This window comes from Methanobrevibacter cuticularis, from assembly GCF_001639285.1.
GTDB classification, from domain to species: Archaea; Methanobacteriota; Methanobacteria; order Methanobacteriales; family Methanobacteriaceae; genus Methanobaculum; species Methanobaculum cuticulare.
Window position 1 is genome coordinate 57,579 of the sequence record NZ_LWMW01000108.1, and the last position, 25,998, is coordinate 83,576.

General features: G+C 27.0%; 19 protein-coding genes. 13 read left to right on the forward strand and 6 right to left on the reverse strand.

Going from position 1 to position 25,998, the window contains the following annotated elements; genetic code table 11:
• Positions 1 to 4 precede the first annotated feature (4 nt).
• From MBCUT_RS06540 to MBCUT_RS06555, 5 genes are all read left to right on the forward strand, one after another.
• Positions 5 to 400: a type II toxin-antitoxin system VapC family toxin gene (locus tag MBCUT_RS06540; RefSeq protein ID WP_067259882.1), complete on the forward strand. Its 396-nt coding sequence runs from the start codon at positions 5 to 7 to the stop codon at positions 398 to 400.
• A gap of 112 nt (positions 401 to 512) precedes the next feature.
• Positions 513 to 638 (forward strand): hypothetical protein, encoded by a 126-nt coding sequence (locus MBCUT_RS11750; protein ID WP_281177950.1) that lies wholly within the window; start codon positions 513 to 515, stop codon positions 636 to 638.
• Between the two features lie 1,148 nt (positions 639 to 1,786).
• Positions 1,787 to 5,113: a beta strand repeat-containing protein gene (locus MBCUT_RS06545; RefSeq protein WP_169805415.1), complete on the forward strand. Its 3,327-nt coding sequence runs from the start codon at positions 1,787 to 1,789 to the stop codon at positions 5,111 to 5,113.
• Positions 5,114 to 5,404: 291 nt separating this feature from the next.
• Complete coding sequence (locus tag MBCUT_RS06550) at positions 5,405 to 7,051, forward strand: ATP-binding protein (protein ID WP_067259884.1); 1,647 nt, start codon at positions 5,405 to 5,407, stop codon at positions 7,049 to 7,051.
• 349 nt (positions 7,052 to 7,400) lie between these two features.
• A complete protein-coding gene (locus tag MBCUT_RS06555; protein ID WP_157082521.1) occupies positions 7,401 to 7,547 on the forward strand; it encodes a PIN domain-containing protein in 147 nt (48 codons plus the stop codon).
• Positions 7,548 to 7,554: 7 nt separating this feature from the next.
• On the opposite strand, the gene MBCUT_RS11755 is transcribed toward MBCUT_RS06555, so the two are convergent.
• On the reverse strand, positions 7,555 to 7,683 hold the full coding sequence (locus MBCUT_RS11755; protein WP_281177951.1) for a hypothetical protein: 129 nt from the start codon (positions 7,681 to 7,683) through the stop codon (positions 7,555 to 7,557).
• 331 nt (positions 7,684 to 8,014) lie between these two features.
• Between MBCUT_RS11755 and MBCUT_RS06560 the strand changes: the two genes are divergently transcribed.
• The gene (locus MBCUT_RS06560; protein ID WP_067259886.1) at positions 8,015 to 8,242 is read left to right on the forward strand and encodes a hypothetical protein; all 228 of its coding nucleotides are present in this window, start codon (positions 8,015 to 8,017) and stop codon (positions 8,240 to 8,242) included.
• Between the two features lie 26 nt (positions 8,243 to 8,268).
• On the opposite strand, the gene MBCUT_RS06565 is transcribed toward MBCUT_RS06560, so the two are convergent.
• Positions 8,269 to 8,673, reverse strand: a complete 405-nt coding sequence (locus MBCUT_RS06565; RefSeq protein WP_067259887.1) for a type II toxin-antitoxin system VapC family toxin — start codon at positions 8,671 to 8,673, stop codon at positions 8,269 to 8,271.
• Position 8,674: 1 nt separating this feature from the next.
• Positions 8,675 to 8,947, reverse strand: coding sequence for a DUF6364 family protein (locus MBCUT_RS06570; protein WP_067259888.1), 273 nt, complete (start codon positions 8,945 to 8,947; stop codon positions 8,675 to 8,677).
• Positions 8,948 to 9,498: 551 nt separating this feature from the next.
• Between MBCUT_RS06570 and MBCUT_RS06575 the strand changes: the two genes are divergently transcribed.
• From MBCUT_RS06575 to rpl12p, 6 genes are all read left to right on the forward strand, one after another.
• Positions 9,499 to 9,678, forward strand: a complete 180-nt coding sequence (locus MBCUT_RS06575; RefSeq protein WP_067259889.1) for a protein translocase SEC61 complex subunit gamma — start codon at positions 9,499 to 9,501, stop codon at positions 9,676 to 9,678.
• A 580-nt stretch (positions 9,679 to 10,258) separates the two neighbouring features.
• On the forward strand, positions 10,259 to 10,753 hold the full coding sequence (locus MBCUT_RS06580) for a transcription elongation factor Spt5 (RefSeq protein ID WP_067259890.1): 495 nt from the start codon (positions 10,259 to 10,261) through the stop codon (positions 10,751 to 10,753).
• Positions 10,753 to 11,235, forward strand: coding sequence for a 50S ribosomal protein L11 (locus MBCUT_RS06585; RefSeq protein ID WP_067259891.1), 483 nt, complete (start codon positions 10,753 to 10,755; stop codon positions 11,233 to 11,235). Before MBCUT_RS06580 ends, MBCUT_RS06585 begins: the two co-directional genes overlap by 1 nt.
• Before the next feature lie 354 nt (positions 11,236 to 11,589).
• Complete coding sequence (locus MBCUT_RS06590) at positions 11,590 to 12,228, forward strand: 50S ribosomal protein L1 (RefSeq protein ID WP_067259892.1); 639 nt, start codon at positions 11,590 to 11,592, stop codon at positions 12,226 to 12,228.
• Position 12,229: 1 nt separating this feature from the next.
• Positions 12,230 to 13,243 (forward strand): 50S ribosomal protein L10, encoded by a 1,014-nt coding sequence (locus MBCUT_RS06595; protein WP_067259893.1) that lies wholly within the window; start codon positions 12,230 to 12,232, stop codon positions 13,241 to 13,243.
• A gap of 156 nt (positions 13,244 to 13,399) precedes the next feature.
• Positions 13,400 to 13,705 carry a 50S ribosomal protein P1 gene (rpl12p, locus tag MBCUT_RS06600; RefSeq protein WP_067259894.1) on the forward strand — a complete coding sequence of 102 codons (306 nt, stop codon included), beginning with the start codon at positions 13,400 to 13,402 and terminating at the stop codon, positions 13,703 to 13,705.
• Positions 13,706 to 14,339: 634 nt separating this feature from the next.
• Here the strand turns inward: rpl12p and MBCUT_RS06605 are convergent.
• On the reverse strand, positions 14,340 to 15,020 hold the full coding sequence (locus MBCUT_RS06605) for a TIGR00266 family protein (protein WP_067259895.1): 681 nt from the start codon (positions 15,018 to 15,020) through the stop codon (positions 14,340 to 14,342).
• 1,807 nt (positions 15,021 to 16,827) lie between these two features.
• On the opposite strand from MBCUT_RS06605, the gene alaS reads away from it, so the two are divergent.
• Positions 16,828 to 19,644, forward strand: coding sequence for an alanine--tRNA ligase (gene alaS, locus MBCUT_RS06610; protein ID WP_067259896.1), 2,817 nt, complete (start codon positions 16,828 to 16,830; stop codon positions 19,642 to 19,644).
• 413 nt (positions 19,645 to 20,057) lie between these two features.
• Here the strand turns inward: alaS and gyrA are convergent, their stop codons facing one another.
• Both gyrA and gyrB read right to left on the reverse strand, forming a co-directional pair.
• Positions 20,058 to 22,481: a DNA gyrase subunit A gene (gene gyrA / locus MBCUT_RS06615; RefSeq protein WP_067259897.1), complete on the reverse strand. Its 2,424-nt coding sequence runs from the start codon at positions 22,479 to 22,481 to the stop codon at positions 20,058 to 20,060.
• Between the two features lie 475 nt (positions 22,482 to 22,956).
• Positions 22,957 to 24,876 (reverse strand): DNA topoisomerase (ATP-hydrolyzing) subunit B, encoded by a 1,920-nt coding sequence (gene gyrB, locus MBCUT_RS06620; RefSeq protein WP_067259898.1) that lies wholly within the window; start codon positions 24,874 to 24,876, stop codon positions 22,957 to 22,959.
• Between the last annotated feature and the right edge of the window lie 1,122 nt (positions 24,877 to 25,998).

The window sequence follows — 25,998 nt, forward strand, 5'->3', positions numbered from 1 at the left end:
ATAAATGACTAGTAAAATTTTCATTGACACATCTTATATAGTTGCTTTATTTGTTCCTAAAGACCAATATCATGAACAAGCTAAAAAAGTACTTCCAATGATAGATAAAAAAGAAAAAATAATGTGTCAATCTGTTATAAACGAAACAATTGCATTAATAAATAAAAAAGCAGGAGTTGATGCAAGTAAACGAGTTTATAAAGCAATATTAGATAATTTCACTGTTATAACTGAAGATATGGAATTGTATAATGATTCTATGGACACCTTAATTAAATATCATAAATTATCATTAACAGACAGTATAATAGTAAACTTAATGAAAAAAGATAATATAATTGAAATAGCTAGTTTTGACGATGATTTTGATAGAGTAAACGGAATAGTAAGAATACACTAATGAAATATTAAATGGTGTGTTAATGAATAGAAAAGATCAAACAAATGTTACTTTATATAATAAAGATGTTTATTTAGTGTATTTAGTACCTAATAAATAGAGTGTTATTATAATGCCAGATAACATTATAATAGATAATCATCATGTATCATACTGGCATGTACATCCAAAACCTGAAAAACATTATTTAAAAGAAAAATATAATATAGGGCATAAAAAAAGCCAATTAATGAAGTAATAAAAAGTTAAAAGAAAACATACCTTCACAACCTTTACAAAATTAATTTTCTATACCTTTACAGTATCCAAAAATATCATCTTAATTAGATTAGATATGAGCTGGAAACAGTGAAAAACGAATAATATGAGGTTTTATAATATGCTAATTTTTAGCTTTAAACCTTTACATACCTTTCAAAATAAAGAAAAATAATATCACATTCACGATTTTATTTATACTTTTTTTATTCATTTGTTTTATAATATATTGATTTGTAGTTAACTTTTTATATGTTGAATTACAAGTTAATAATTGTAGTTTTATAAGTAGTGATTAATCACTATTTTTATAAGATTACAATAGAGGAATATGATAGAATATAGGTTTTGGATTCACCTCCTCCCTATTATTCTAATATTCATATCTATAATAAACACTTAATAGCCACACTATTTTAATCATGTTCCAGTTATCTTTGCGTTTTTACTGTTACCTTGTATAGTGGTATTGCTATCATAATCCTACTTTTATTCTTTTCAATGTAATTTATTATTTGAATATTTACTTTTTTTCTTTTAATTCAAATTCTTTAGCTGGTAGTTTTTTAACTATTATCATTTATTAACTTAGTAGCTATTTGTTTATTTTTGTTGCTTATAATCTATAGCTATTAATAATCTATAAATGATAGTTTTTGTACTGGTTTAAGCCCTTCTATTAATACTGTGTTTAATGTTGTTAATTTTTCAAGTTTCTTTATTATAACTGTTATTTAATTGTTTGATGTTTTGATTATTTGATAAGTTTATTTCTTTTATATTTTCTGAATATTCTTTATTTATATTTTCTATCCTTTTTTTCATGAGCTGTTATAATTTCTTTTATATTACTTTGGTTTTGTTCCAGTGTATTTTTAAGATCGTTGCTTGTATCTGTTTTTTCTTTTATTTCATTGTTTTTTATTTACTTATTCATGATATATATATATATATATATATATATCAATTATTTTTCAATAAAGTTTATATATGGTATAGGATATAACTATCCTCGTTAGATAATAGTGATTACTCCCTATATTTTCTAACTTTCTATAAATGTTTTTAAATAATTTTATAGATTTTATATTTGTATATAATTGATTAGAACAGGAGGTGAAAATGAAAATGTTTATAAAAAATAAACGGTTTATGTCCTTTAGTTTAATGGTTTTAGCTATAATGCTTTTATTTAGTATATCTAGTGTTAGTGCTGGTTCTTATGATTTTACTAATTCTAATAATATTCAGGATTTTCAGAATATTATTGATACTGATATTGGTGATGAGTTAGAAATTAATCTTACTAGTGGTTCATACACTGGTTTAGGTCAGATTAATGTGACTCGTAATGTTACTATTCAGGGTAAAAGTAATCCTGTAATAACAGGTTCTGGGTCTGGTCTTTTGTTTAATATCACTGCACCTAATGTTCGTATTATTAATTTAACGATTATTGGTTATGATACAGCTATACGTTCAAATTCTAGTAATTTAACAATTATGGGTAATAATATTACAACTAAAGATATTAGTATTAATTTAGCTAGTTCTGGTGGTGACTTAACTGGTATAACTATTGAGGACAATGTTATTGTTTCTGAAGTAAGTGTTTCGATGGGTTATAGTGCTGTTTATGTTTCTACAGATTATAGTGGTGCTGTTATTGATGTTTCTTTTATTAATAACAATATAACTGGTAATGGTGGGAGCAGTTCTTCTGGTGTTATTTTTAATACTGCTGGTTGTTCTATTGATTTAATTTTTGAAAACAACAACATCACAGGAATATCCGGCATGGGTGTTCTGCTGGTTGCACCCGACAGCAACAACTTACAATTTACCTTCAATAACAACAACATCACAGGACAAGGCTATGGTGTTGAGCTGTATGCAGAAGACGGCAAAAACTCGCAATTTACCTTCACCAACAACAACATCATAGCATATGATGTTTTTCTGATGACTTATGGTGTTTATCTGAGTGCACACGGCAACAATAACTCACAATTTACCTTCACCAACAACAACATCACAGGAACATACTATGGTGTTAAGCTGAATGCATACGACAGCAAAAACTTGCAATTTACCTTCACCAACAACAACATCACAGGAACAGACTATGGTCATGGTGTTTCTCTGGATGCACCCGACAGCAACAACTTACAATTTACCTTCAATAACAACAACATCACAGGACAAGGCTATGGTGTTGAACTGAATGCATACGGCAACAATAACTCGCAATTTACCTTCACCAACAACAACATCACAGGAGGCGATTGTGTTTATCTGTCTGCATCCAGCAGCAACAACTTGCAATTTACCTTCAATAACAACAACATCACAGGACAAGGCTATGGTGTTGAACTGAATGCATACGGCAACAATAACTCGCAATTTACCTTCACCAACAACAACATCACAGGAGGCGATTGTGTTTATCTGTCTGCATCCAGCAGCAACAACTTGCAATTTACCTTCAATAACAACAACATCACAGGACAAGGCTATGGTGTTGAGCTGTATGGAGACAGCACCAAAAATACCAATATAACCTTCACCTACAACAACATCACAGGAATATATGGTGTTGATCTGTCTGCATCCAGCAGCAACAACTTACAATTTACCTTCACCTACAACAACATCACAGGACAAGACTATGGTGTTTCTCTGGATGCACAAGACAACAACAACTTACAATTTACCTTTACTAACAACAACATCACAGGAACATCCGATGGTGTTTATCTGGAGGTATACAGTAGCAACAATACCAATATAACCTTTAATGAGAATAATATTACTGGTGGTAATTATGCTGTGTATGTTTATTCTTATGATGGTAATGTTAGTGGTATTAGGTTTTTGAATAATACTATTAATGCTACAAATGGTGATGGATTCTATTTTGACTCACAAGGGAGTAGTATACCTACTGATATTAGTGATTTTATTGTTCGTGGTAATACTATTTATGCTGAGAATGGTGCTGGTTTGAATTTTACTGGATTAGTTGCTGGTTCCCTTGTTAATGTTACTGTTGAGTATAATCGTATTATATCAATGGTTGGTGTTAATATCACTGGTTATGATACTACTGATAGTAGTTTTGATTATAATTGGTGGGGAGTTGACGATATAGCTAATAAGATTTTTGGTATTGATACCAATAATCATTATATTTTGAATATTACTAATACTTCTAGTTTGGATAATGTTCATTTTGGTGATAATGTTAGTTTTTATCTGTTGGTCTTGAATACTACTCGTGATAATACTGGTGTTAAGAATTTGCCTGATTTTGTTATTAATGGTACTTTAAATGGTGTAGCTTATAATGTTAGTCGTGCTGATGGTTTTGTTTATGAATTTACAGTTCTAAAATTAGGTAATAATATTTTAGATGCTAGTTTAGATGCTGCATATAATATTACAACTTTCACAGTTAAGAATAATACTAATTCTACTATAACAGTTAATCCTAATCCTGTGAATATTGGTGAAAATATCACTGTTGGTGGTTTTTTAGCTAATCATACAGGTGTTGTTTTTGTTAATGTTACTGTTGATGGCACATTATTTACTAATGTTACTGTTAATGCTGGTTATTGGGAGTTAAATTACACTACTAATCGTACTGGTACTGATTTAGAGGTTATTGTTAGCTTTGCGGGTGATAGTAATTACGATGCTTTTACTAATTCTACTACTTTCAATGTTACTAAATTAGCTGTTAATTCAACTATAAACATTCCATCTAATGTTAAAGTGGGTAAAACCATAACAATTGATGGAGTGCTTGTTGATGAGAATGGTGATGTAATAGCTAATGCTCTAATTACTGTTACTGTTGATGGTAAAGTTTACACTTTGACTACTGATTCTAATGGTCGATGGAGTCTTACTTATAAACCAACACACATAGGAAATGTTAATGCTGTTTTGGATTATGCAGGAAACGACAAATACTTTAGCTATACCAATACCACAACTTTTAATATTGTAAAAGGCGAAGCTATCGTTGATATTGATGTAGTTAAAAATTCTGACGGATCTGTTGATGTGATTATCACAGTAACCGATGAAGACGGCGATCCAATACCAGACTATAAAGTTAATGTTGAATTGGATGGTAAACACATCGGAGATATCGTTACTGATGTCGATGGTGTTGGAAGAATCCATATACCAAGTAGTGAATTCAGTGATGGTCGTCATGTGATTACAGTTACATCTGATGATGAAAATTTCAATGTTAATCCAGTTTCAGTTGAGTTTGAAACCCAAAACAACGATAATGACAAAAATGATACTAATAATACTAATAAAACAAATAACAATCCAGTAACTAGTGCTACTATGAAAAATACAGGAATGCCGATAATAGCTATTATATTAGTGTTGTTAACCATATTTGGAATAAATATTAGAAAAAAACAAGATTAAACATTTTTAGGAGGATTTATTTATTTTCTCCTTTATTTATTTTTTTATTATTTTTTATTTTTATTTTTATTTTTCATTTTTAAGACAATATTGCTCCTATTTATTGGAATAATTTATATATAATCAATATTTGATAGAATATATAATTTTTTCACTTTCAATAAAAGTTTTGAAGAGAAAATTATATATTTTATAAGGTTAAAAATAAATAGTGATTAAGATTAAAATTATAATCAATATTAAAGATAAATTAATTAAAAGATAATGTGAAATGGAAAGAAGGTAATTATAATGAAGAAGTTGCCAATAGGGATACAAACATTTAGGGAAATACAAGAAGAAAACTATGTTTATATAGATAAAACTAAATATATACATAAGTTAGCCACAGAAGGGAAATCCTATTTCTTATCAAGACCTCGTAGGTTTGGAAAATCATTACTTCTCAGTACCATAGAAGAACTATTTAATGGAAATGAGAAACTGTTTGAAGGGTTGTATATTTATGATAAATGGGACTGGGAAGAAACATACCCCATAATACATCTGGACTTCACTAAACTTAACTTCAACACTCCAAAAAACCTAGAAAAATCACTTAACACTTTTCTTACTAAGTTAGCAAAAGATAATGGAATAAATCTTACAAATAATGAATTATATTCATTCAGATTTGCAGAAATAATAGAGGAGTTATATAAAAAAACAAACAAAAGAGTTGTGGTTTTAATAGATGAGTATGACAAACCTATCATAGATAATATATCTGAAAAGGAAATTTTAAATGGAAATCAAAAAATTTTAAGAAGCTTTTACAATGTTTTAAAAGGTGCTGATCAGTATATTAAATTTATCTTTATTACTGGTATCTCTAAACTTGGCAAAATCGGAGATTTTGCTGAGTTAGAAAATCTTCGATTTTCTAAATTTGCTAATATGTCACTGTTTTCTTCGTTAAATAGTCTTGATGATATTACATTAAATAGAAACTTTGCTTGCATTTGTGGATACACTCATCAAGACCTAAGAAACAATTTTAAAGATTATTTAAGTATTCTTAAGGGAGAAGAATCGTTAACTGAGGAAGAAACAATTGATAAAATCAATCATTGGTATGATGGCTATAGTTGGGATGGAGAAAACAAAGTTTATAATCCATTTTCAACATTGAAGTTATTTAAAGAAAATGAATTTTCTAATTATTGGTTTGAAACTGCTACTCCAGAACTCTTAATAAATGTTTTAAAAACTTCAAATGACTATAAAGAAGTATTAAATCCAATAACAGTGAAACAATCGAGGTTTAAAACATTTGACTGTGATAACATAGACCCTATAAGTATATTCTTCCAAACAGGATACTTAACGATCACTGAGAAAATGATTATCAATGAAATTATTCATTATAAACTTGAATTTCCTAATTTTGAAGTAGAAAGCTCATTATTAGACCATCTAATAGATTTAAACATATCTGAAGAGAGAACCATTGAAAGAAAAGAAAAAATAATCTCTTATATAGAACAGTGTGATAATGAAAATTTCCAAAAGGAAATGAGGGCTTTTTTAGCAAGAATACCAAATAGAATACATATAGAAAGAGAACATTATTATCAATCTATATTTTTAGCTTGGTTATATGCTTTAGGATTTGAAACAGAAGGAGAAATGCCAACAAACATAGGTTTTACAGATATGATATTAAAAGAAGAAGATTTCACAGTACTTGCTGAATTTAAATTCTCAAAAATAAACCCAAAAACAGATTTACCAGTCACAAGCTATGAAAAAATGTTAATCGACGCAATAAAACAAATAAAGACAAGAAAATACTATGAAAAATATCCTGATAAGAAAATAATAGCTATTGCTGTAGCATTTGCAGGAAAACAACTACAAACACAAATAAAGAGAATCGAAGATTCTTTAAGTTATTGAAAATAGGGTCGTGGTTCAAAAGTCATTTTTCAAGAAAAAAATTTTCTTTATTTCCTAAACAAATGAATTTAGAACTGTTTTTGTTTAATGATTTAGACTTTTGGCCACGACTCAAATAACTAAAAAAATCTGGGAGTGTCCCAAAATTCACTATTTCAAAGATTTTGATAAATTTAACTTTCCTATAAATGATTCAAATATTAAATAACACCTGAATACTTATTAATATCTTTAATTAAATAAATATTTTTATTTAATTTAATTTTAAATAGCTATTAATCACTAGAAATGATTAATAATGATTAATAATATAATTATAATATATAATATTGATTATTATATTGAGGGTATGAAGCAGTTAAAACTATATTATCCTAAAAGAATAGCATTTTTTGACTGTGTTTATATGGCATTAATGGAAGAACTAGGAATAAAAGAAATAGCATCATTTGATGAGGATTTTGACTTAAACAAAAATATAAAAAGAATATTTTAGGAATTTGTCAACTTCTAGCATTAATGCAACTGTTTTTGGTGGTGCTATACTTGCAGATAGTTAAAATGCAAGTATAACCAATTCTAAGTTCACTAACAATAAAGCTGGTGCTAATGTTGGTGGAATTTACAACCAAGGAAATATGACTGTTTTTAATAACATTATGAATGGTAACACTGCTGGTAGTAGTGGTAATATGGTTTATAATGTTGGTAACATGTATTCTTAAATTGACTTATATTAACAACTCTACAAAATTTATTATTTAATTTCATAAATTATAAAGTCTTGAGATTGTCAATTTGTTAGTTGGAATTTTTTTGTTGAAAATAAAGACATAGTAGCTAAATAAAAAATATAATTATTACCAAAAATTTCGTGCTTGATTATATTTGTGAAAAACCTTTCAAAAAGAAAAATAATCAACTGATTGTGTCATGCCCTAATATGGGATTGAAAGTGAAGTTTTGAATAAAATAGAATATTTTACTGCTGGTGGCGTTATTTGCCATAATTGTAAAAATATTATTCCTCAAAATAAAAAATTTGAGAATAAACGAGAAAATTGGGTAAAAAAGACAACTGCAACAGATGTAGCAAAAGGTGCTGGATTATTAGCTGGTGCTGGTATAGGAACTATTTTAATTGGAATTATTTGTTTATTTGTACTATTATATGTGGCTTTAATATTATAAAAGTGTGGAGAAAAAAAATCTTTTACTTAGTTTTTCTGCCCTATTACTTCAATTCCTTTATTTTTGAAATGTTTGTTGGATGTAGCTATTTTTTCTATTCCTAATTGTTCCATTAGCTCTATATATAAACAATCCCAAAAAGGTAGTCTTTGAGGTAGATATTCTAACATTCTTTCCATAGTTTCATTATATAGGGGAACATCTTCAAATATTTTGAATTTTCCACCATTTAACCTGATATATGATTTCTCTAATATTTCTTTTGAAACCTTTAATTTTATATTTAAAACAGTCATTACTTCTAAAATTACTGAATTAGATATTATTAATTGTTTATCTTTAATTTTATTATATATTTTCACTGCTTTTTCATGGTTATCTTCAGTATCAACAAATAAATCAATTACAAAATTAACATCTAAAAATATCATTTTAATATTCCCCTTTTCTTATTTCATCTACTGCTTTTACTGAATTAAATCCTTTTGGGGCTTTTATAACTCCTATTATGTCATCAATAGATGCGTCGGGGTCTTGTTCTACAAGTATTTTTAATTTGGTTTTATTCTCTTTGGGTTCTTTTTCTATTCCTTGCTTTATGTATTCTGTTATCACTTCTGTTTGTGTAATATTTCTATTGTTAGCTATTCTTTTAACTGTGTTAATCAGCTTTGTATCTAAATTTATACTGGTTTTAACTTTCATTTACTTACACCTCTATAATTTTTTTAAAATAATCTGTATTATATACTCTGTATTATGTAGTATATAATATTAACTATTTCTTAAATAATTGAGTTTTTTTAAAATAATTATTAAATATTATAAAAAATATTGTTTAATACAAAAACAAACATAATACTATAATAAAAAGTAGAAGAAATTTCTTAAATTGACAGAATTGATTTTAAGCAAAAGTTTATAAATATAAAATTATAATTATAATATTATAATAAATAATTAACTAGCAAGAATTTATTAAAAATGATAAATTTAATAAATTAAGAAGAATATAAATAAAGAATATTACAAATAATATAATGAATATAAATAAAGAATATTACAAATAATATAATAATAACTATAAATTAAAATGATTATAAAATTAACTAAGATTAAAGAAAATCTAAATTATTATCAATAGTGTATTCACTTATAATTATATTGATGATTATTAAAATATTGATAATCTATTAAAATAAAAATTTAGCTAATAATCTTAATATTATTTTTTACAGTATAAGTAGGGATTTTCAATGAGTTTTAAAGAATCTACGAATCGTTTTTTTAAAGAATGTAACAGAGTACTAAAAGTAGCTAAAAAACCAGATAGAGAGGAATATTTTAATTTTTCTAAAGTAACTGCTTTAGGAATAGTGATTATTGGTGTCATTGGCTTTGCAATAGTTTTAATCGCTCAATTATCTGGATTATGAATAAGTGATTAATTTAAATATGTGTTGACAAGTTTATAACATGTTTATATATTAAAATTGTAATAAATTTTTAATTTAGCTATTTAATTTTTTATTAATTTTTATCATTAATATTAATTACATTAATTAACAATGCTTAAAGTTTAATAATATTGAAGTATTTAGATTAAAATGCTTAGAATATGTAATCAAAATCTAGTTAAATCTTCAATAGTTGAAAAGTGAGTTATTAACTGAATATATATGAACAATTTCAATAAATTTACTCATATTAAATTGTTATCATATAAATATTTTTGAAAAGTTTAAATACTTGTAAAATAAAAATATTATGATAATATAAATTTATATATAAATCTAATTTTATAATATATTTAAATTTTCTATTTTATCTTATATTAAATATTTAAACAAATCTTAAACTCTAATTAAGTTTTTAACTTAATTACAGAGAACATAGACTTAAATAAACAATATAGGAATATAAAAAAATGGGAATATAAAATATATTGTTAGATTTAATTTAAGAAAAATTATTTTATAAAAAATTAAATTTTAATTTGAATAGGTGTATTTTAAAATGGAAGGTAGTGAAAATTCCATATATGCTCTTAAGATATCCGCAGGTCAAGAGAGAAATGTGGCTAGGATGTTAGCAAGAAAATCAAAAGATAGTGGTGTTGGTGTAAGCGCAGTTCTTGTACCTGAATCTTTGAAAGGCTATATTTTAGTAGAATCTTCAACTAAAATTGATATGCAAAATCCTGCATTCAAAATACCTCATTTAAGAGGAATTGTTGAAAGTAAAACTAAAGGCAAAGAAGATAAAGAAGAAAATACTGTGACTTTTGAAGAAGTTAAAAAATTCCTAAACCCTGAGCCTATTATATCTTCTATACAAAAAGGAAGTATTGTAGAGCTTATTTCCGGTCCTTTCAAAGGAGAAAGAGCTAAAGTGGTTCGAATAGATGAATCTCGTGAAGAAGTAGTTTTGGAATTGATCGAAGCTGCAGTTCCGATCCCTGTCACTGTTAAAGGTGACCAAATTAGAATAATACAAAAGGAGGCTGACTAATGGCTAAAGATACAGTTGAAATTCTTATTGAAGGCGGAAGTGCTACTCCAGGACCACCTCTTGGTCCAGCAATAGGCCCTTTCGGAATTAATATGATGCAAGTAGTTGAACAAATCAATGAAAAAAGTGCAGACTTTAAAGGAATGAAAGTTCCTGTTAAAATAATTATTGATAGTAATACTAAAAATTTTGAAATTAAAATAGGTACTCCTCCAACCACAGCTCTTATTATGGATGAGCTAAAGTTGGAAAAAGCTTCTCAAGATCCTGGTTTGGATAAAATAGCTGATTTATCAGTTGAACAAGCTTTAAAAATAGCTAGAATGAAATTTGATTCAATATTAGCTAATGATTATAAACATGGTGCCAAAGAAGTAATGGGTACTTGTGTTAGTATGGGAATTACTGTAGATGGTAAAGACCCGAGAGAAGCACAAAAAGATGTTGATGCTGGAGAATATGATAGTATTTTAGTAGAATAATCAAATAGCTATTAGTTAAATAGCTATTAGTTAAATAGCTATTATTTATATAATAATTATTATTTATTAAATGTTATTATCTATAATTACTCAAATAAATAATAATTTACTATCTAATTACAAATAATCATAGATAATTAATAATATAGATGATATCACTCTAAAAATAGAGGCTGATTGATATATTTTTTCACATTCATGTAATTGACTAATTAATATTTGAAGTTAAAAATTAAAATTCAATAGTTAATTTATTAATCAATTGATTTATTAATCATATATTAGTTTATCAATTACTCATGAAACCAAATAAATATCCATTAATGGACTTTAAATAGTTCATGGAGGATTTGTATGACACAAGAGATTATGGAAGCGGTGAAGGAGGCAAAAGAACAGTCTAAGCCGAGAAACTTCACACAATCCATTGATATTATTATGAATATCAAGGATTTGGATGTCAAAAAACCAGAAAACCGGTTTGATGAGGAAGTTGCTCTCCCTAATGGTCGTGGTAAAGAAGTAAAAATAGGCTTCATTGCAGACGGGGAATTAGCAGTTCAAGCTAAAAATGCCGGTATAAATCTTGTTGTAACTAAAGAAGATTTGGAAGAACTTGGTAAAGATAGGAAAAAAGCTAAAAAATTAGCTAATTCTATTGATTTCTTTGTAGCCCAAGCAGATATGATGCCACTTGTTGGTAGATTCTTAGGACCTGTTCTCGGACCTAGGAAAAAGATGCCTAAACCAGTGCCTGCTAGTGCAAAAGCAGAGCCAATAATTACAAGATTGCAAAATACTGTAAAAATAGGTGTAAAAGACCAAGCTACTATTCAAACTTTAGTTGGAACTCAAGATATGGGTGATGAACAAATAGCTGAAAATATTGAGGCAGTTCTCGAAATCCTAGACCGCAACTTAGAGAAAGGAAGAAACCAAATAAAATCCATGTTTGTTAAAACAACAATGGGTTCAGTAGTGAGGGTGATTTAAAATGGCTCACGTTGCTGAATGGAAGAAAGAAGAAGTTAAAACCATTAAATCTTTGATAGATTCTCACGAAGTAGTTGGTATTGTTGATTTATTAAACATACCTGCAAAACAACTTCAAAAAATGAGACAAACTTTAAAAGACAAAGCTACAATTAGAATGTCTAAAAAGAACCTCATTGATTTGGCATTTGAAGATTCTAATGTTAAAAAAGAAAATATTGTGGGTCTTTCAAAGTTTATGGAAGGTCAACCTGCAATGGTATTCACTGATATGAATCCTTTCAGATTGTTCAAGATATTAGAAGATAGTAAAACCGCTGCTCCAGCTAAAGCAGGGAATATTGCTACTGATGATATTGTTGTTCCTGCAGGAGATACTGGTTTTGAGCCAGGTCCATTACTTGGTGAATTACAGCAAGTAGGAATACCTGCTAAAATTGATAAAGGAAAAATTGTAGTTTCTAAAGATCATGTAGTTGTTAAAGCTGGTGAAGAAGTTTCTAAACAAGTTGCTGGAATGTTAACAAGATTAGATATTCATCCTATGGAAGTGGGAATTGATTTAAAAGCAGCCTATGAAGATGAAGCTGTTTATACTTCTGATGTATTAACTATTGATGATGAAGAAACCCTTATTAGTATCCAAAATGCTTTTTCCAGCGCATTCAACTTATCTGTTAATGCTGGAGTCCCTACTAAGGAAACTATAGTTGCTATTATCCAAAATGCTAATTCAAAATCATTCAACTTAGCTATGAATGCATCTATACTTACTTCAGAAACAACTGAACCATTACTAGCTCTAGCACAATCTGAAATGTTAGCATTGGCTAGTGCAGTATCTGATAGTGAAGGTGCTTTAGATGAAGAACTAATTGAAAAATTATCTAATGTCCCAGTACCTGCTGAAACTGTAGTGGTTGTTGAAGAAAAAGAAGATGATGATGAAGAGGAAGAAGAAGAGGAAGCTTCTGAAGAGGAAGCTGCAGCTGGATTAGGTGCTCTCTTTGGATAATTCAATCAATAATTAAAATTTAAAATTTTTACTTAATTCAAAGATATTTAATAAAGTTCAACAAAACTTAAAGAACTTAAATAAATTAAATAAATTCATTATAATAATAAAAAATGAATTTAACTTTAAATATAATTAATCAACTAAGGTGAAAACATGGAATATATATATGCAGCAATGATTTTGCACAGCGCAGATAAAGATATTAATGAAGCAAATGTTAAAAGTATAATTGAAGCAGCAGGACTCGATGCAGATGATTCAAGGATTAAAGCATTGATTGCAGCTTTAGAAGATGTTGATATAGAAGAAGCTATTGCAACTAGTGCTATAGCAGCAGCTCCTGCAGCTGCTCCTGCAGCTGCCGAAGCAGTAGTCGAAGAAGAAGAACCAGAAGAGGAAGAAGAAGAGGAAGCTTCTGAAGAGGAAGCTGCAGCTGGATTAGGCGCTCTCTTTGGATAGATATCTTTTCTTTTCTTTTTTTCTTTATTTTTTTTTAATTGATTAAATTTTATAGTCATTATTGAAAACTTTTTTTTATTTTTGAATAAACATTTATTTTCTTAATTGAATAAACATTTATTTTCTTAAAATATCTAATTTTAAATATAAAATTTGTAAATATTATTAACACAATTTTGTTCTTCAACCTTCCTGAATGAAAAAATCCATTTAAAACATCCATTAAATCAATTTTAAGTAATATTTCACGATTATAAGTTGGACTACCAGTGTTTACGCCGTATTTTAATGTATCTCAATAAATCCAAATTTTCCAAAATCATTGACTAACAAGCGAATATCTTGCTTAAAAATCTTTGAAATAGGATTCTATACAATGATTTTTGCTTGATATGGTTAATATTTTCTAATAGCTATATTAACCAAAAATATTACTATAAACACTCACAATTTTACAAATAAATATTTATAAATTGTAGTATAGAAAGTTTATGGTCCATTTATCTATAAATTTTAATTTAAGTAAAAAATAGCACGAAAAATAGCGTTTAAAAAAATTCAAAAATTAATTATTAGACAAACTCAAAATAAAAAAAAATAAAGGTTTAAAAGTTGAACTATAGAAATTTAATTACTAATTTGATGAAGGTATTTTAGCGGCTAATAAATTTATAAAGTTTGATAAAGGCATTGTTTGTAAGTAAACTTTACCTGGACCAGTGAGAGTAGTTAAAAACAACCCTTCTCCACCAAAAACAATATTTTTTAAACCTTTGACTCTTTGGATATCGAAATCCACAGTTTCATCCATAGCAGCAAGGTGGCCTTGATCAATAACTAATTTTTCTCCTTCAGCTAAAGTTTTTTCAATTACTCCACCATCTACTTCAAGGAAAGCTGTTCCTTCTCCAGATAATTTTTGTAAAATAAACCCTTCTCCACCAAATAAACCTGCACCTAATTTTTTATTAAAGAAAATATCGATTTCTACATTTTCTTCAGATGCTAAAAAAGCACTTTTTTGAGCAACAATAGTTTTTCCATCACTTAATTCGAAAGGAATTATTTCACCTGGAAAACTTGAAGCAAAACCTATTTCCTGATTATCATCATCAGCTGTGAAGAAATTTAAAAACAATGAATCTCCTGCTAATGCTCTGCCAAGACCTTTAATAATTCCTCCTCCAGTATTAGATGACATAGTAATTTCAGAAGTCATAGTAGCCATTGAACCACTTTCATTTTTCATAACTTCCCCTTTGTTTAACTTACATAAAACAATTGGAAAATTACCTCCTTTAATTTCATATTCCATTTATTCACCTTCTATTTTCTGATATATTTGTTATATTACATTTATTTAACTTATTCACAATAACTATTATTATAAATCATTAATGTAATTAAACATTTAAAGTATTATATTAGTTTGAAATGTGTTAAATCTAATTAGTTGAGCTACTTAACTATATCTTATATTTTGATAGATAATCTATTAAAATATTCTTATTAATTAAATCAAGATATTATTGATTAAATTTTATTAAATCAAGATATTATTGATTAAATTTCATTAAATCAAGATATGATTGATTAAATTTTATTAAATCAAGATATTATTGATTAAATTTCATTAAATCAAGATATGATTGATTAAATTTTATTAAATCAAGATATTATTGATTAAATTTCATTAAATCAATATATGATTAGAATATATTTTTTAAAAGTTATTGATTGATTAATTTTATAGATAAGACATTTAAGTTCTTTTTCTAGCAACAGGGATCTATGCATGACCTTTTAAATACCACATTTATGTAATGTAATAAAAAGATTAAAATGCAATATAAAACATATTCTAATCAATAATTCTATGGATTTTATATCGTTCATAGATAACTAATCAGACAAAACAATCACTGGTAAACTCATAAGATACTAATTAATTATTAACTTAATTATAGTATATAAAAGTAACTCTAAAAAATAAAATCTTAGAAAACAAATAAAAATAAACAACAGCATTTATATTCCCTCACCATCTAGATAACTAAAGAATAAATAAAGAATGAATAATAAATATAATAAAAAAGGACATATTAATAGAAAGAAATTGGAAATAAGGCATTAATCTTTTTAAATTTCCGAATTCTTAGGCTGTCTCATATCATTGAAGTTAATTTTATTTATCAAATTATAGAATATATATGATGATATTAGTTAAGGGAATTAAATTTATTCAAAAGTAATTATTTGCACATAAAGAAATTATTTTTAGATAATATATAATAAAATTAATTTTAATATTCTTCTTTTAACTAAGATATAATTTCAACTAAAATATAATTTTAACTAAGATATAATTTCAACTAAACTATAATTTTAACTAAGATATAATTTTTAAAAATTTTGTTTAATATTTTAGTGGTGTAGCTATTTCAGGGTTTAATAATATTGGATCAATTTTATTCCATAAATATGATGGATATTCATTAGTTTAAAATGCAGTTAAAATGGATTATCGGCTGATAGTTCATTTGAACCTAAACACGGTACAAATGATACTGGAATTTTGTTCTAGATTATGGGGTGTGAGCATTGGTAAGAAAGAATAGTAATTTAAATTCAAAAAGATTATTAATTTTTTAAAAAGAATAGTAATTTAAATTCAAAAGAAATTTTAAACTATGAGAAATGAGTAATATTACTTTTGATTTCATACTACAACATCCTCAAATTTAGTGAGAATACTCATACTTTACTTTTTTACTAGTTTTTTAATTATTAATAACTAATATTATTAAGATTAATATACTAATATTAATTAAGATTACTAATAACTAATATTATTAAGATTAATATACTAATATTAATTAAGATTAGTAATAAGTAATATTATTAAGATGAATAAACAAAATATTTTATTATTGATTATTATGTATATTGATTATTATAATCATTATCTGATCTAACTTAAAAATTAATATATCTTTATAATGGTTATTCTAAAATAGATATGTTTAATATATGGTAATAAATCATAATTATAATAAATTAAAAATCTAATTATCGTGTTTAATTATTAAATAAAAATTAAATAAAAGTTTACAATTGATAACATGTCTGAAATGCTAAAAAAATTAGGATACACAAAGAAAAAATGTGGAAAATGTGGAAATGACTTTTGGTCTATCAATGGAAGATCTACTTGTGGAGATGCACCTTGTGATGAATATGAATTCATTGGAAATCCTGCAACTGAGAAGAAATATGATCTTTATGAAATTCAAAAAACTTTCATCGATTTTTTTGAGAATCATGGCCATATACCAATTCCTCGTTATCCGGTACTTGCAAAAAGATGGCGTGATGATGTATTTTTAGTTGGAGCATCAATATATGATTTTCAACCATGGATAACTTCAGGTATGGTTGAGCCTCCAGCCAATCCTCTTACAATAGCTCAACCTTCCATACGTTTAAATGACGTTGATAATGTGGGAAGAACTGGAAGGCACATGACTTGTTTTACAATGGGAGCGCACCATGCTTTCAATAAACCTGAAAAAGAAATTTACTGGAAGGATAATACAGTAAAGTTGTGCCATGATTTCATAGCTAGTATTGGCATAGATCCAGAAGAAATCACTTTTATCGAGTCATGGTGGGAAGGTGGAGGAAACGCTGGGCCATGTTATGAAGTTTGTGTTAGGGGTGTAGAGTTAGCAACACTTGTTTTCATGGAATATAAAATTCTTCCAAATGGGGAAAAGGAGGAAATTCCTCTTAAAACAGTGGATACAGGATATGGTCTTGAAAGATTTGCTTGGATATCTCAAGGAACTCCAACAGCATATGATGCTTGTTTTGCTCCAGTAATAGCTAAACTCAAAAGTTTGACAAATATAGAAGTAAACGAGGAAATATTGGCTGAAAATGCTCAAATAGCTGGAATGATGGATATTGAAACTTTTGCAGATATTAGAACACTTCGGGAAAAAGTAGCTAATAAATTAAATATATCCATTGATGATCTGTTGGCTTCTGCTGAACCAATGGAAGCTATTTATATAATAGCTGATCATACTAGATGTTTAACTTTTATGTTGGCTGATGGAATCATACCATCTAATGTTAAAGAAGGTTATCTTGCAAGATTGGTTCTTAGAAGAACAATTAGATTTATGAAAGAGCTTAAAATGAAAGAATATCTATCTGATATCATGAAAATACAATTAGAATTCTTATCTAAGTTTTATCCTGAAATTGATGAATCTACTGACCATATAATGAATATCATTAATCTTGAAGAAAAAAGATACTTTAAAACCATTGAAAAAGGTGATAGAATTGTTAAAAGAACAATTAAATCTCTTAAAAAAGAAAATAAAGATGAAATGCCTTTAGAGGTTTTAATGGATCTTTATGACGCTCATGGTATGCCTCCTGAAAATGTGAAGGAAATAGCTATTGGAAACGACTTCAAAGTCAACATCCCAGATAATTTTTTCACTTTAATAGCTGATTCTCATACTGTAGAACAAATTGATGAGAAAGAAGTATTAAATTTAAATTACAGTGAAACTAAGCTTATTTTCTATGATGATTTTAAGTTAAAGAGCTTTGAAGCTGAATTAATCGGTATTGAAGAGATTAACAATGATATATACCTAATTTTAGATAGAACTGCCTTCTATCCTGAAGGAGGAGGTCAGCCTTCAGATGTAGGTAAAATTACTATTAAAAATTTCAAAATTGAGAATTTTAAAAATTCAGAAGATGATTTGGAGATTTCTCATTGTGAAAAAATTGATGGTGTCGTTTTACATAAAATAGCTATTTCTAAGAGTGAATTAGAAAATAAAATTAATTTAGATGAGTTATCAAACCATGTTGGTGAGTTAGTTAATTGTGAACTTGATTGGGGAAGAAGAATAGCTTTAGCAAGAAATCACACAGCTACTCATTTGATTATTGCAGCTGCAAAAGAGGTTTTAGGAGATCATATTTGGCAAGCTGGTGCTCAAAAAGGATTAAAACACTCTCGTTTAGATATTTCTCATTATAAACCTATATCTCAGGACGAAATAAATTCAATTGAAAAAATAGCTAATGGATTTGTAATGGAGAATTTATCAGTTGATACACAATTTATGAGCCGAAACGAAGCTGAAAAAGCTTATGGATTCAGTCTTTATCAAGGTGGAGTTGTTCCAGGTTCAATTATCCGTGTTATAAAAATATGTGACTCAAAATCAGATATAGATTCAGATGTAGATTCAGATGTGAATTATAACAGTTATATTGATGTACAAGCTTGTGCAGGGACACATGTTATAAATACCGGAGCTATTGGATTAATTAAAATAAATAAAACAGAGCGAATCCAAGATGGAGTCGAAAGAATTGATTTTTCTGTAGGGGAATCAGCACTTGAGTCAATGCAGTCAAATGATTCTTTTTTAAGAAAAAGTAGTGCAATATTCAAAGTTACCAATGAACAGCTGCCTAAAACTTGTGATAGATTCTTTAGTGAGTGGAAATTATATAAAAATGAAATTACAAAGTTAAAATCTGAAATAGCTAATCTTAAAGTCAATAGCTTAGAAACTGATGCAATTGAAATCAAAGGGCTTAAAGTTTTAATTCAACTTTTAAATGGTGATATTAAAGAGTTACAGAAAATAGCCACTGATTTCACTGATACAAACAAAGTTGATGTTATTATTATTGGAAACACAGATGGAAAAATTGTTGGTGCTGCTTCACAATTAGCTATTGATTCAAAAATTAGAATTAATGAGATTATTAACGAATTAGCTATTGTTCTAGGTGGTGGTGGAGGTGGAAGACCTACACTTGCTCAAGGAGCAGGTCCAAAAGCAGACAAAATTCAGGATGCTTTAGATTTAGCCGATGAATTATTGAGAAAATAACAAGTGGGTTGGTTAATTAAAACCGTCATTTCTTTACTTTTAAGATCAATGATTTAAATTCATTTAAATCTCTTATTTTCTTTTTAAATTTTAAAATAAGTTATATAATCTAATTTAATAAGTTATATATAATCTATAATTTAATAAGTTATATAATCTATAATTTAATAAGTTATATAATCTATAATTTAATAAGTTATATAATCTATAATTTAATAAGTTATATAATCTATAATTTAATAAATTATATAAGCTATAATTTAAAATATTAAATTTTATAGAAATTATATATGATTGCATAAATATTATAATTTGAAAGAAAGAATATGAATGTTGATACAAAATATTAAGGGGTAAAAATACTGGTAGAAGAACTAAAAAGCTTGTAATTCTAACTACTATTGTTTTTAGGACTATTTTTCTTTATCTATTGTTGTAACAGCACTCACTTTCTGATCATCTTTTAATCTTATTAATCTTGAGCCTTGTGTAACACGATCACTAGTTGCTGTTTGTTCTAATGGTAATCTTATCACAATACCATTATCAGTCACTATGATCAAATCTTTATCACTATCAATTGCTTGAATTGATACAAGATTCCCCGTTTTTGGAGTTATTTTCAATGTTTTAACTCCTTTACCTCCTCTGTGAGTCAACCGGTACCCCTCAATGTTTGTTTTCTTACCATACCCATTTTCAGTTACTGTTAAGATTTGTTGTTCAGGTCTGGTAATTTCACAGCCAACAACAACTCCATCATCCATTCTTATTCCTATTGAACCAGAAGCATTTCTTCCAGAAGATGAGACTTCTTTTTCATCAAAGTGAATTGCTTTACCATTTGAAGATGCTATGAATATTTCATCATTTCCATTAGTCTTTTTAACACTTATTAAAGAATCACCTTCTCTTAATTTAATAGCTATTTTACCTGTTTTTCTAATATTAGAAAATTCTTCTAATTTTGTTTTTTTAACCAAACCTTTTTCTGTGGTGAAAAAGCAATATTTAGATTTTTCTTCACTTTCAATTTTTAATACACTGGTCACTATTTCTTCCTTTTCCAAAGGTAATAAATTCACAATAGGTAAACCTTTTGATTGTCTTGAATAGGTAGGAACTTCATAACCTTTTAAACGATAGACTTTTCCTTTATTTGTAAAGAACATTAAATAATCGTGAGTGGTCATATTGATCATATTTTCAACAAAATCGCCTTCATTTGTTGTCATGCCTTTAACACCAACCCCTGCACGATTCTGTGATCTATAAGTGTCTTGTTTAATACTTTTTGTATAACCTTTGTTGGTTAAAGTTATAATAATGTTTTCAACGGGAATTAAAGATTCATCTTCGATGGATTCAATAGTAGATTTATCAATGATGGTTTTACGAGGACTAGCAAACTGATCTTTTATTTCCAATAGCTCTTCTTTAATAATATTCAAAACTTTATCTTCAGACCCTAAAATTCCTTTAAGTTCTTCAATCAACTTTAAAATTTCAGTTAACTCATCAGTAATTTTTTTCCTTTCTAAACCTGAAAGTCGTTTAAGTTGCATATCTAAAATAGCTACACTTTGTCTTTCACTTAAACTAAAATTCTCTTTAAAGATTTTTTTTATCTCATCTACAGATTCTGTCTCTTTAATAATTTTTATTATAGCATCAATATTATCTAGAGCAGTATTTAAACCCTCTAAAATATGAGCTCTTTTTTCTGATTTGTTTAAATCAAATTTGGTTCTTCTTATAACAATTGATTTTTGATATTGAACATAATGATTTATGATCTCAAGAAGATTCAATCTTTTTGGTCTATTATTTACCAACATCAAAAGATTAATACTATAATTTGATTGTAGTTGCGTTTTTTTGTATAAATTATTTAATAAAACATTTATATTGTATCCTTTTTTTACATCAATAGCAATTCTTATTCCTTCTAATGTAGATTCATCATTTAAGTTAATTATGCCTTGAATTTGCTTATCACGAACTAATTCAGCTATTTTAACAATTAAACTGGTTTTATTTAATTGATAAGGGATTTCTTTTATGATTAATCTTTGTTTACCATTTTTTTCCTCTATGTCTATTTTAGATTGTATTGTAATTGATCCTTTACCAGTTTCATATGCTTTTTTAATCCCTTTGTCTCCTAAAATTGAAGCTGCTGTTGGAAAATCAGGTCCTTTAATGTATTCTATCAATTCTAAAGTACTTATATTTGGATTATCAATAAATGCAACACATCCATCTATTACTTCCCCTAAATTATGGGGTGGAATGTTTGTTGCCATACCCACAGCTATTCCCATACTTCCATTGACTAAAATATTTGGAAATCTTGAAGGTAAAACAGTTGGCTCTGTCCTTTGACCATCATAGTTATCTGTAAAATCAACTGTGTTTTTATTAATGTCTTTCAATAGTTTCATTGAGATTTTTGAAAGACGAGCTTCAGTATATCTGTATGCTCCTGCTCCATCCCCATCAATTGAACCAAAATTTCCATGACCGTCGATTAGAGTGTTACTATATGTAAAATCTTGAGCCATTCTAACCATAGCTTCATAAATAGCTGAATCACCATGAGGATGGTAGTGACCCATAATAGCACCAACAGCATTAGCAGATTTTTGATGTTTTTTGTTGGGAAGCATACCTTCTTCAAACATAGTGTATAATATACGCCTATGAACAGGTTTTAAACCATCCCTAACATCAGGTATAGCACGTGAAATAATAACACTCATAGAATAATCTAAGAAGGAATCTTTTACTTCAGAAGAGATATTTACCCTTGTTATTTTATCTTTTTCATTCTCCATTTTATTCCTCAATTTCTTCTAATAAATTAATAATCTTCTGATTATGTGAAATATAATCCATATTTATCAAATATTAATAATATCATGATGAAGTATAGATTATATATAATAAAAACTATTTTATCAAATATTAATAATATCATGATGAAGTATAGAATTATATTTATAAATTTTATTTATAAAAAGTATTCATGATATATTAGTAGTTATTATAGTAGAATCTAATTTTTATTTATAAATTTTATTTATAAAAAATATTTATGATATATTAGTAGTTATTATAGTAGAATCTAATTTTTATTTATAAAATATATTAATAAAAATATCAAACATTCATGATATATTAACTAGTTATTATAGTAGAATCTAATTTTTATTTATAAAATATATTAATAAAAATATCAAATATTTATGATATATTACTAGTTATTATAGTAGAATCTAATTTTTATTTATAAAATATATTAATAAAATATCAAACATCTAAATTTCTAACATTCAATGCATTGTCTTCGATGAATTTTCTTCTTGGAGCAACTTCTTCTCCCATCAATATTTGAAAAGTTTCATCAGCTAAAATCGTATCATCGAGTTCAATTTTAAGAAGATTTCTAGATTTTAGATCCATAGTAGTTTCTTTAAGCTCAATTGGATCCATTTCACCTAATCCTTTCATCCTACTTATTTCATACTTAGTTTTTTCACCTAAGTTACTAATGTATTCATCAAGTTCTCCTTGATTTAAAACATATTTATTGGTTTTTCCATGGCTGATTTTAAATAAAGGTGGTTGAGCAGCGTAAATATGACCATTTTCTACTAATGGTTTAAAATACCTATAAAAAAATGTTAAAAGCAAAGTTCTAATGTGGGCTCCATCAACATCTGCATCTGTCATGATTACAATCTTGTCATATCTAAGTTTTTCAATATCAAATTCTCCCCCAATACCTGTACCAAAAGCAGTTATTAAACTTCGAATTTCCTCATTACCTAAAATCTTGTCAAGACGGGCTTTTTCAACATTGAGTATTTTTCCACGAATCGGTAAAACAGCCTGTATTCTAGAATCTCTACCTTGTTTAGCTGGTCCTGCAGCAGAATTTCCTTCAACAATGAAAAGTTCAGTTTTTTTCACATCTTTAGATGAACAATCTGTTAATTTTCCCCATTGAGTCGTGAGTTCTAAGCCACCTTTACGCCGAGTTAATTCACGAGCTTTTTTAGCAGCTATTCTTGCTTTAGAAGTAGCTATTGCCTTATCAACAATTATTTTAGCATCATTTGGATTTTCTATTAAAAACTTTTGCATTTCCTCTGAAAAAATATTTGATGCAATTTTTTTCACTTCAGAATTTCCTAGCTTTGTTTTTGTTTGACCCTCAAATTGTGGATTAGGATGTTTACAAGATATGATCATGACCAATCCTTCTCTAACATCCTCTCCAATAAAAGGTTCATCTTTTTCTTTTAGGATTTTTTTATCCTTGGCATATCTTTTTATTTCTTTTGTCAATGCTTGTTTAACACCATCTTCATGAGTTCCACCTTCATGTGTATTAATATTATTGACAAAAGAATATATTAATTCTGAATAACTTTTGTTATATTGTAATGCTACTTCAATGATAATATCGTCTATAGTACCTTCTACATGGATAATATCTTTGTTAAGGGATTTTTTATTCTTGTTTAGCAGTTTAACATATTCTTTTATTCCTCCCTCATATAGAAATTCTTCTTGAACTTTTTCCTCTTTTCTATCATCAGTTAAAATTATTTTGAGGTTCTTGTTTAAAAATGCCAATTCTCGAAGACGTGTTTTTAAAATATCATAATCAAATTCAGTGGTCTCTGTAAAGATTTCTGGATCAGGCTTAAAAGTTACAGAAGTACCAGTTTGTTCCACATCACATTCTCCAACAACATTTAATTTTTCAATATCTTTTCCACCATTTTTAAAAGTCACTGAATAAATGAAGCCATTTTGGCAAACTTTAACCTCTAAAAAACTACTTAATGCATTGACAACACTAGCCCCAACACCATGTAATCCACCAGAAACTTTATATCCTCCACCACCGAATTTACCTCCTGCATGTAGAACTGTGAAGACAGTTTCAATGGTTGAAACTCCAGTTTTTGGATGTATTCCTGTAGGTATTCCTCGTCCATTATCAACAACTGTGATTGAGTTGTTTTTATTTATAAATACTCTTATAATATCAGAAAAACCAGCTAATGCTTCATCAATAGAATTATCTACAATTTCCCATACTAAATGATGAAGGCCTCGACTACTTGTTGATCCTATATACATTCCAGGACGCTTTCTAACAGCTTCTAATCCTTTTAATACTTTAATATCATCGTCATTGTAGGTGTTTTCTTTCATTTTTACCTTTCCTTATTATGCAAAATTAATAATCATTATTTTAGTATTTCTTTTATCCTACTTATAATTTAGCTATATAACTCAACAACTTCTTTTTCTTTTATTGTTAATTAATAAAATCTTTCTTGAATATTAATATCATTAATTAAACCTTGTTGCTGATTTTTTTTTAATACTTTAATGCAAGTATCAATTATTAGAGTTTTTAATATTGTGAACTTTTTTAATATTGTGAAATATTAAAAATACTTACATGATAATTGTAATTAACATCATTAGCCAAAATTTACTAGAATAAATATTATTTCTTATTATATTTCTAATTTATTAATTTTTATTAATTTAATTCATATAAATAAAAATTAGATGGTATTTAACAGTTATTATATAATAAATATCTATAAAATGATATATAAATATTATTAAAAGGATTTAAATATTATGAAAAAATTTAAAATAAGAGACAGTCCCATAATCTTTTTTTTATCATTTTGAAAATCAAATGTCCATTAATGTAATTCAATATTTTCAGCAGACATAGTCTATGAAAACAAGGTTCCATGGGGTGTAGAAAACCACTGCTATAAATGTGATGGAAACTCTCTCCTCCACGATGCATTGAGATTAAAAGGAATTGAATAGCTAACTAATTTTCATCATATCAATTAATCTATCCATCATTTGCATTTTTAATAATCTCGTATAATTAGAAATACAATTTTTTATCTTTAAAAATCTTTTTATTTTTTTACTTTTTATTAATTTTCATATAATTTATTTTTTACATAGCTTTATCACTTATAAAACTTTATATGATTATGTATTTTTAATTATGGTGCGTTATTAAAAGTTTTTAGCGATTTATTTGTATTTTAAAAAGATTTTTAAATGTGATTTTGTATTTTTTCAATTACTTCAAAAATTTATCATTATTATTTTTATTTTGGATTTTTTTCAGGTTTTACTAATTTTAAGTTCTTTTCATTGTTTTTTATTTATTTGTTCATGATATATATATATATATATATATATATATTATTTTCCAATAAAGTTTATATATGGCATAGAATATAATTATTATCGGTTAATAGGTAGTTATTATTCTCTATTTTTTTAACTGAT

Excerpts from the sequence above, each read along its gene's own strand:
- gyrB (WP_067259898.1), bottom strand. The coding sequence starts at position 24,876 with ATGAAAGAAAACACCTACAATGACGATGATATTAAAGTATTAAAAGGA.
- MBCUT_RS06545 (WP_169805415.1), top strand. The coding sequence starts at position 1,787 with ATGTTTATAAAAAATAAACGGTTTATGTCCTTTAGTTTAATGGTTTTA.
- MBCUT_RS06565 (WP_067259887.1), bottom strand. The coding sequence starts at position 8,673 with ATGATATTTTTAGATGTTAATTTTGTAATTGATTTATTTGTTGATACT.
- rpl12p (WP_067259894.1), top strand. The coding sequence starts at position 13,400 with ATGGAATATATATATGCAGCAATGATTTTGCACAGCGCAGATAAAGAT.
- MBCUT_RS06580 (WP_067259890.1), top strand. The coding sequence starts at position 10,259 with ATGGAAGGTAGTGAAAATTCCATATATGCTCTTAAGATATCCGCAGGT.
- MBCUT_RS06550 (WP_067259884.1), top strand. The coding sequence starts at position 5,405 with ATGAAGAAGTTGCCAATAGGGATACAAACATTTAGGGAAATACAAGAA.
- MBCUT_RS06575 (WP_067259889.1), top strand. The coding sequence starts at position 9,499 with ATGAGTTTTAAAGAATCTACGAATCGTTTTTTTAAAGAATGTAACAGA.
- alaS (WP_067259896.1), top strand. The coding sequence starts at position 16,828 with ATGTCTGAAATGCTAAAAAAATTAGGATACACAAAGAAAAAATGTGGA.
- MBCUT_RS06585 (WP_067259891.1), top strand. The coding sequence starts at position 10,753 with ATGGCTAAAGATACAGTTGAAATTCTTATTGAAGGCGGAAGTGCTACT.
- MBCUT_RS06540 (WP_067259882.1), top strand. The coding sequence starts at position 5 with ATGACTAGTAAAATTTTCATTGACACATCTTATATAGTTGCTTTATTT.
- MBCUT_RS06590 (WP_067259892.1), top strand. The coding sequence starts at position 11,590 with ATGACACAAGAGATTATGGAAGCGGTGAAGGAGGCAAAAGAACAGTCT.
- MBCUT_RS06555 (WP_157082521.1), top strand. The coding sequence starts at position 7,401 with ATGAAGCAGTTAAAACTATATTATCCTAAAAGAATAGCATTTTTTGAC.
- MBCUT_RS06595 (WP_067259893.1), top strand. The coding sequence starts at position 12,230 with ATGGCTCACGTTGCTGAATGGAAGAAAGAAGAAGTTAAAACCATTAAA.
- MBCUT_RS06570 (WP_067259888.1), bottom strand. The coding sequence starts at position 8,947 with ATGAAAGTTAAAACCAGTATAAATTTAGATACAAAGCTGATTAACACA.
- MBCUT_RS06605 (WP_067259895.1), bottom strand. The coding sequence starts at position 15,020 with ATGGAATATGAAATTAAAGGAGGTAATTTTCCAATTGTTTTATGTAAG.
- gyrA (WP_067259897.1), bottom strand. The coding sequence starts at position 22,481 with ATGGAGAATGAAAAAGATAAAATAACAAGGGTAAATATCTCTTCTGAA.
- MBCUT_RS11750 (WP_281177950.1), top strand. The coding sequence starts at position 513 with ATGCCAGATAACATTATAATAGATAATCATCATGTATCATACTGGCAT.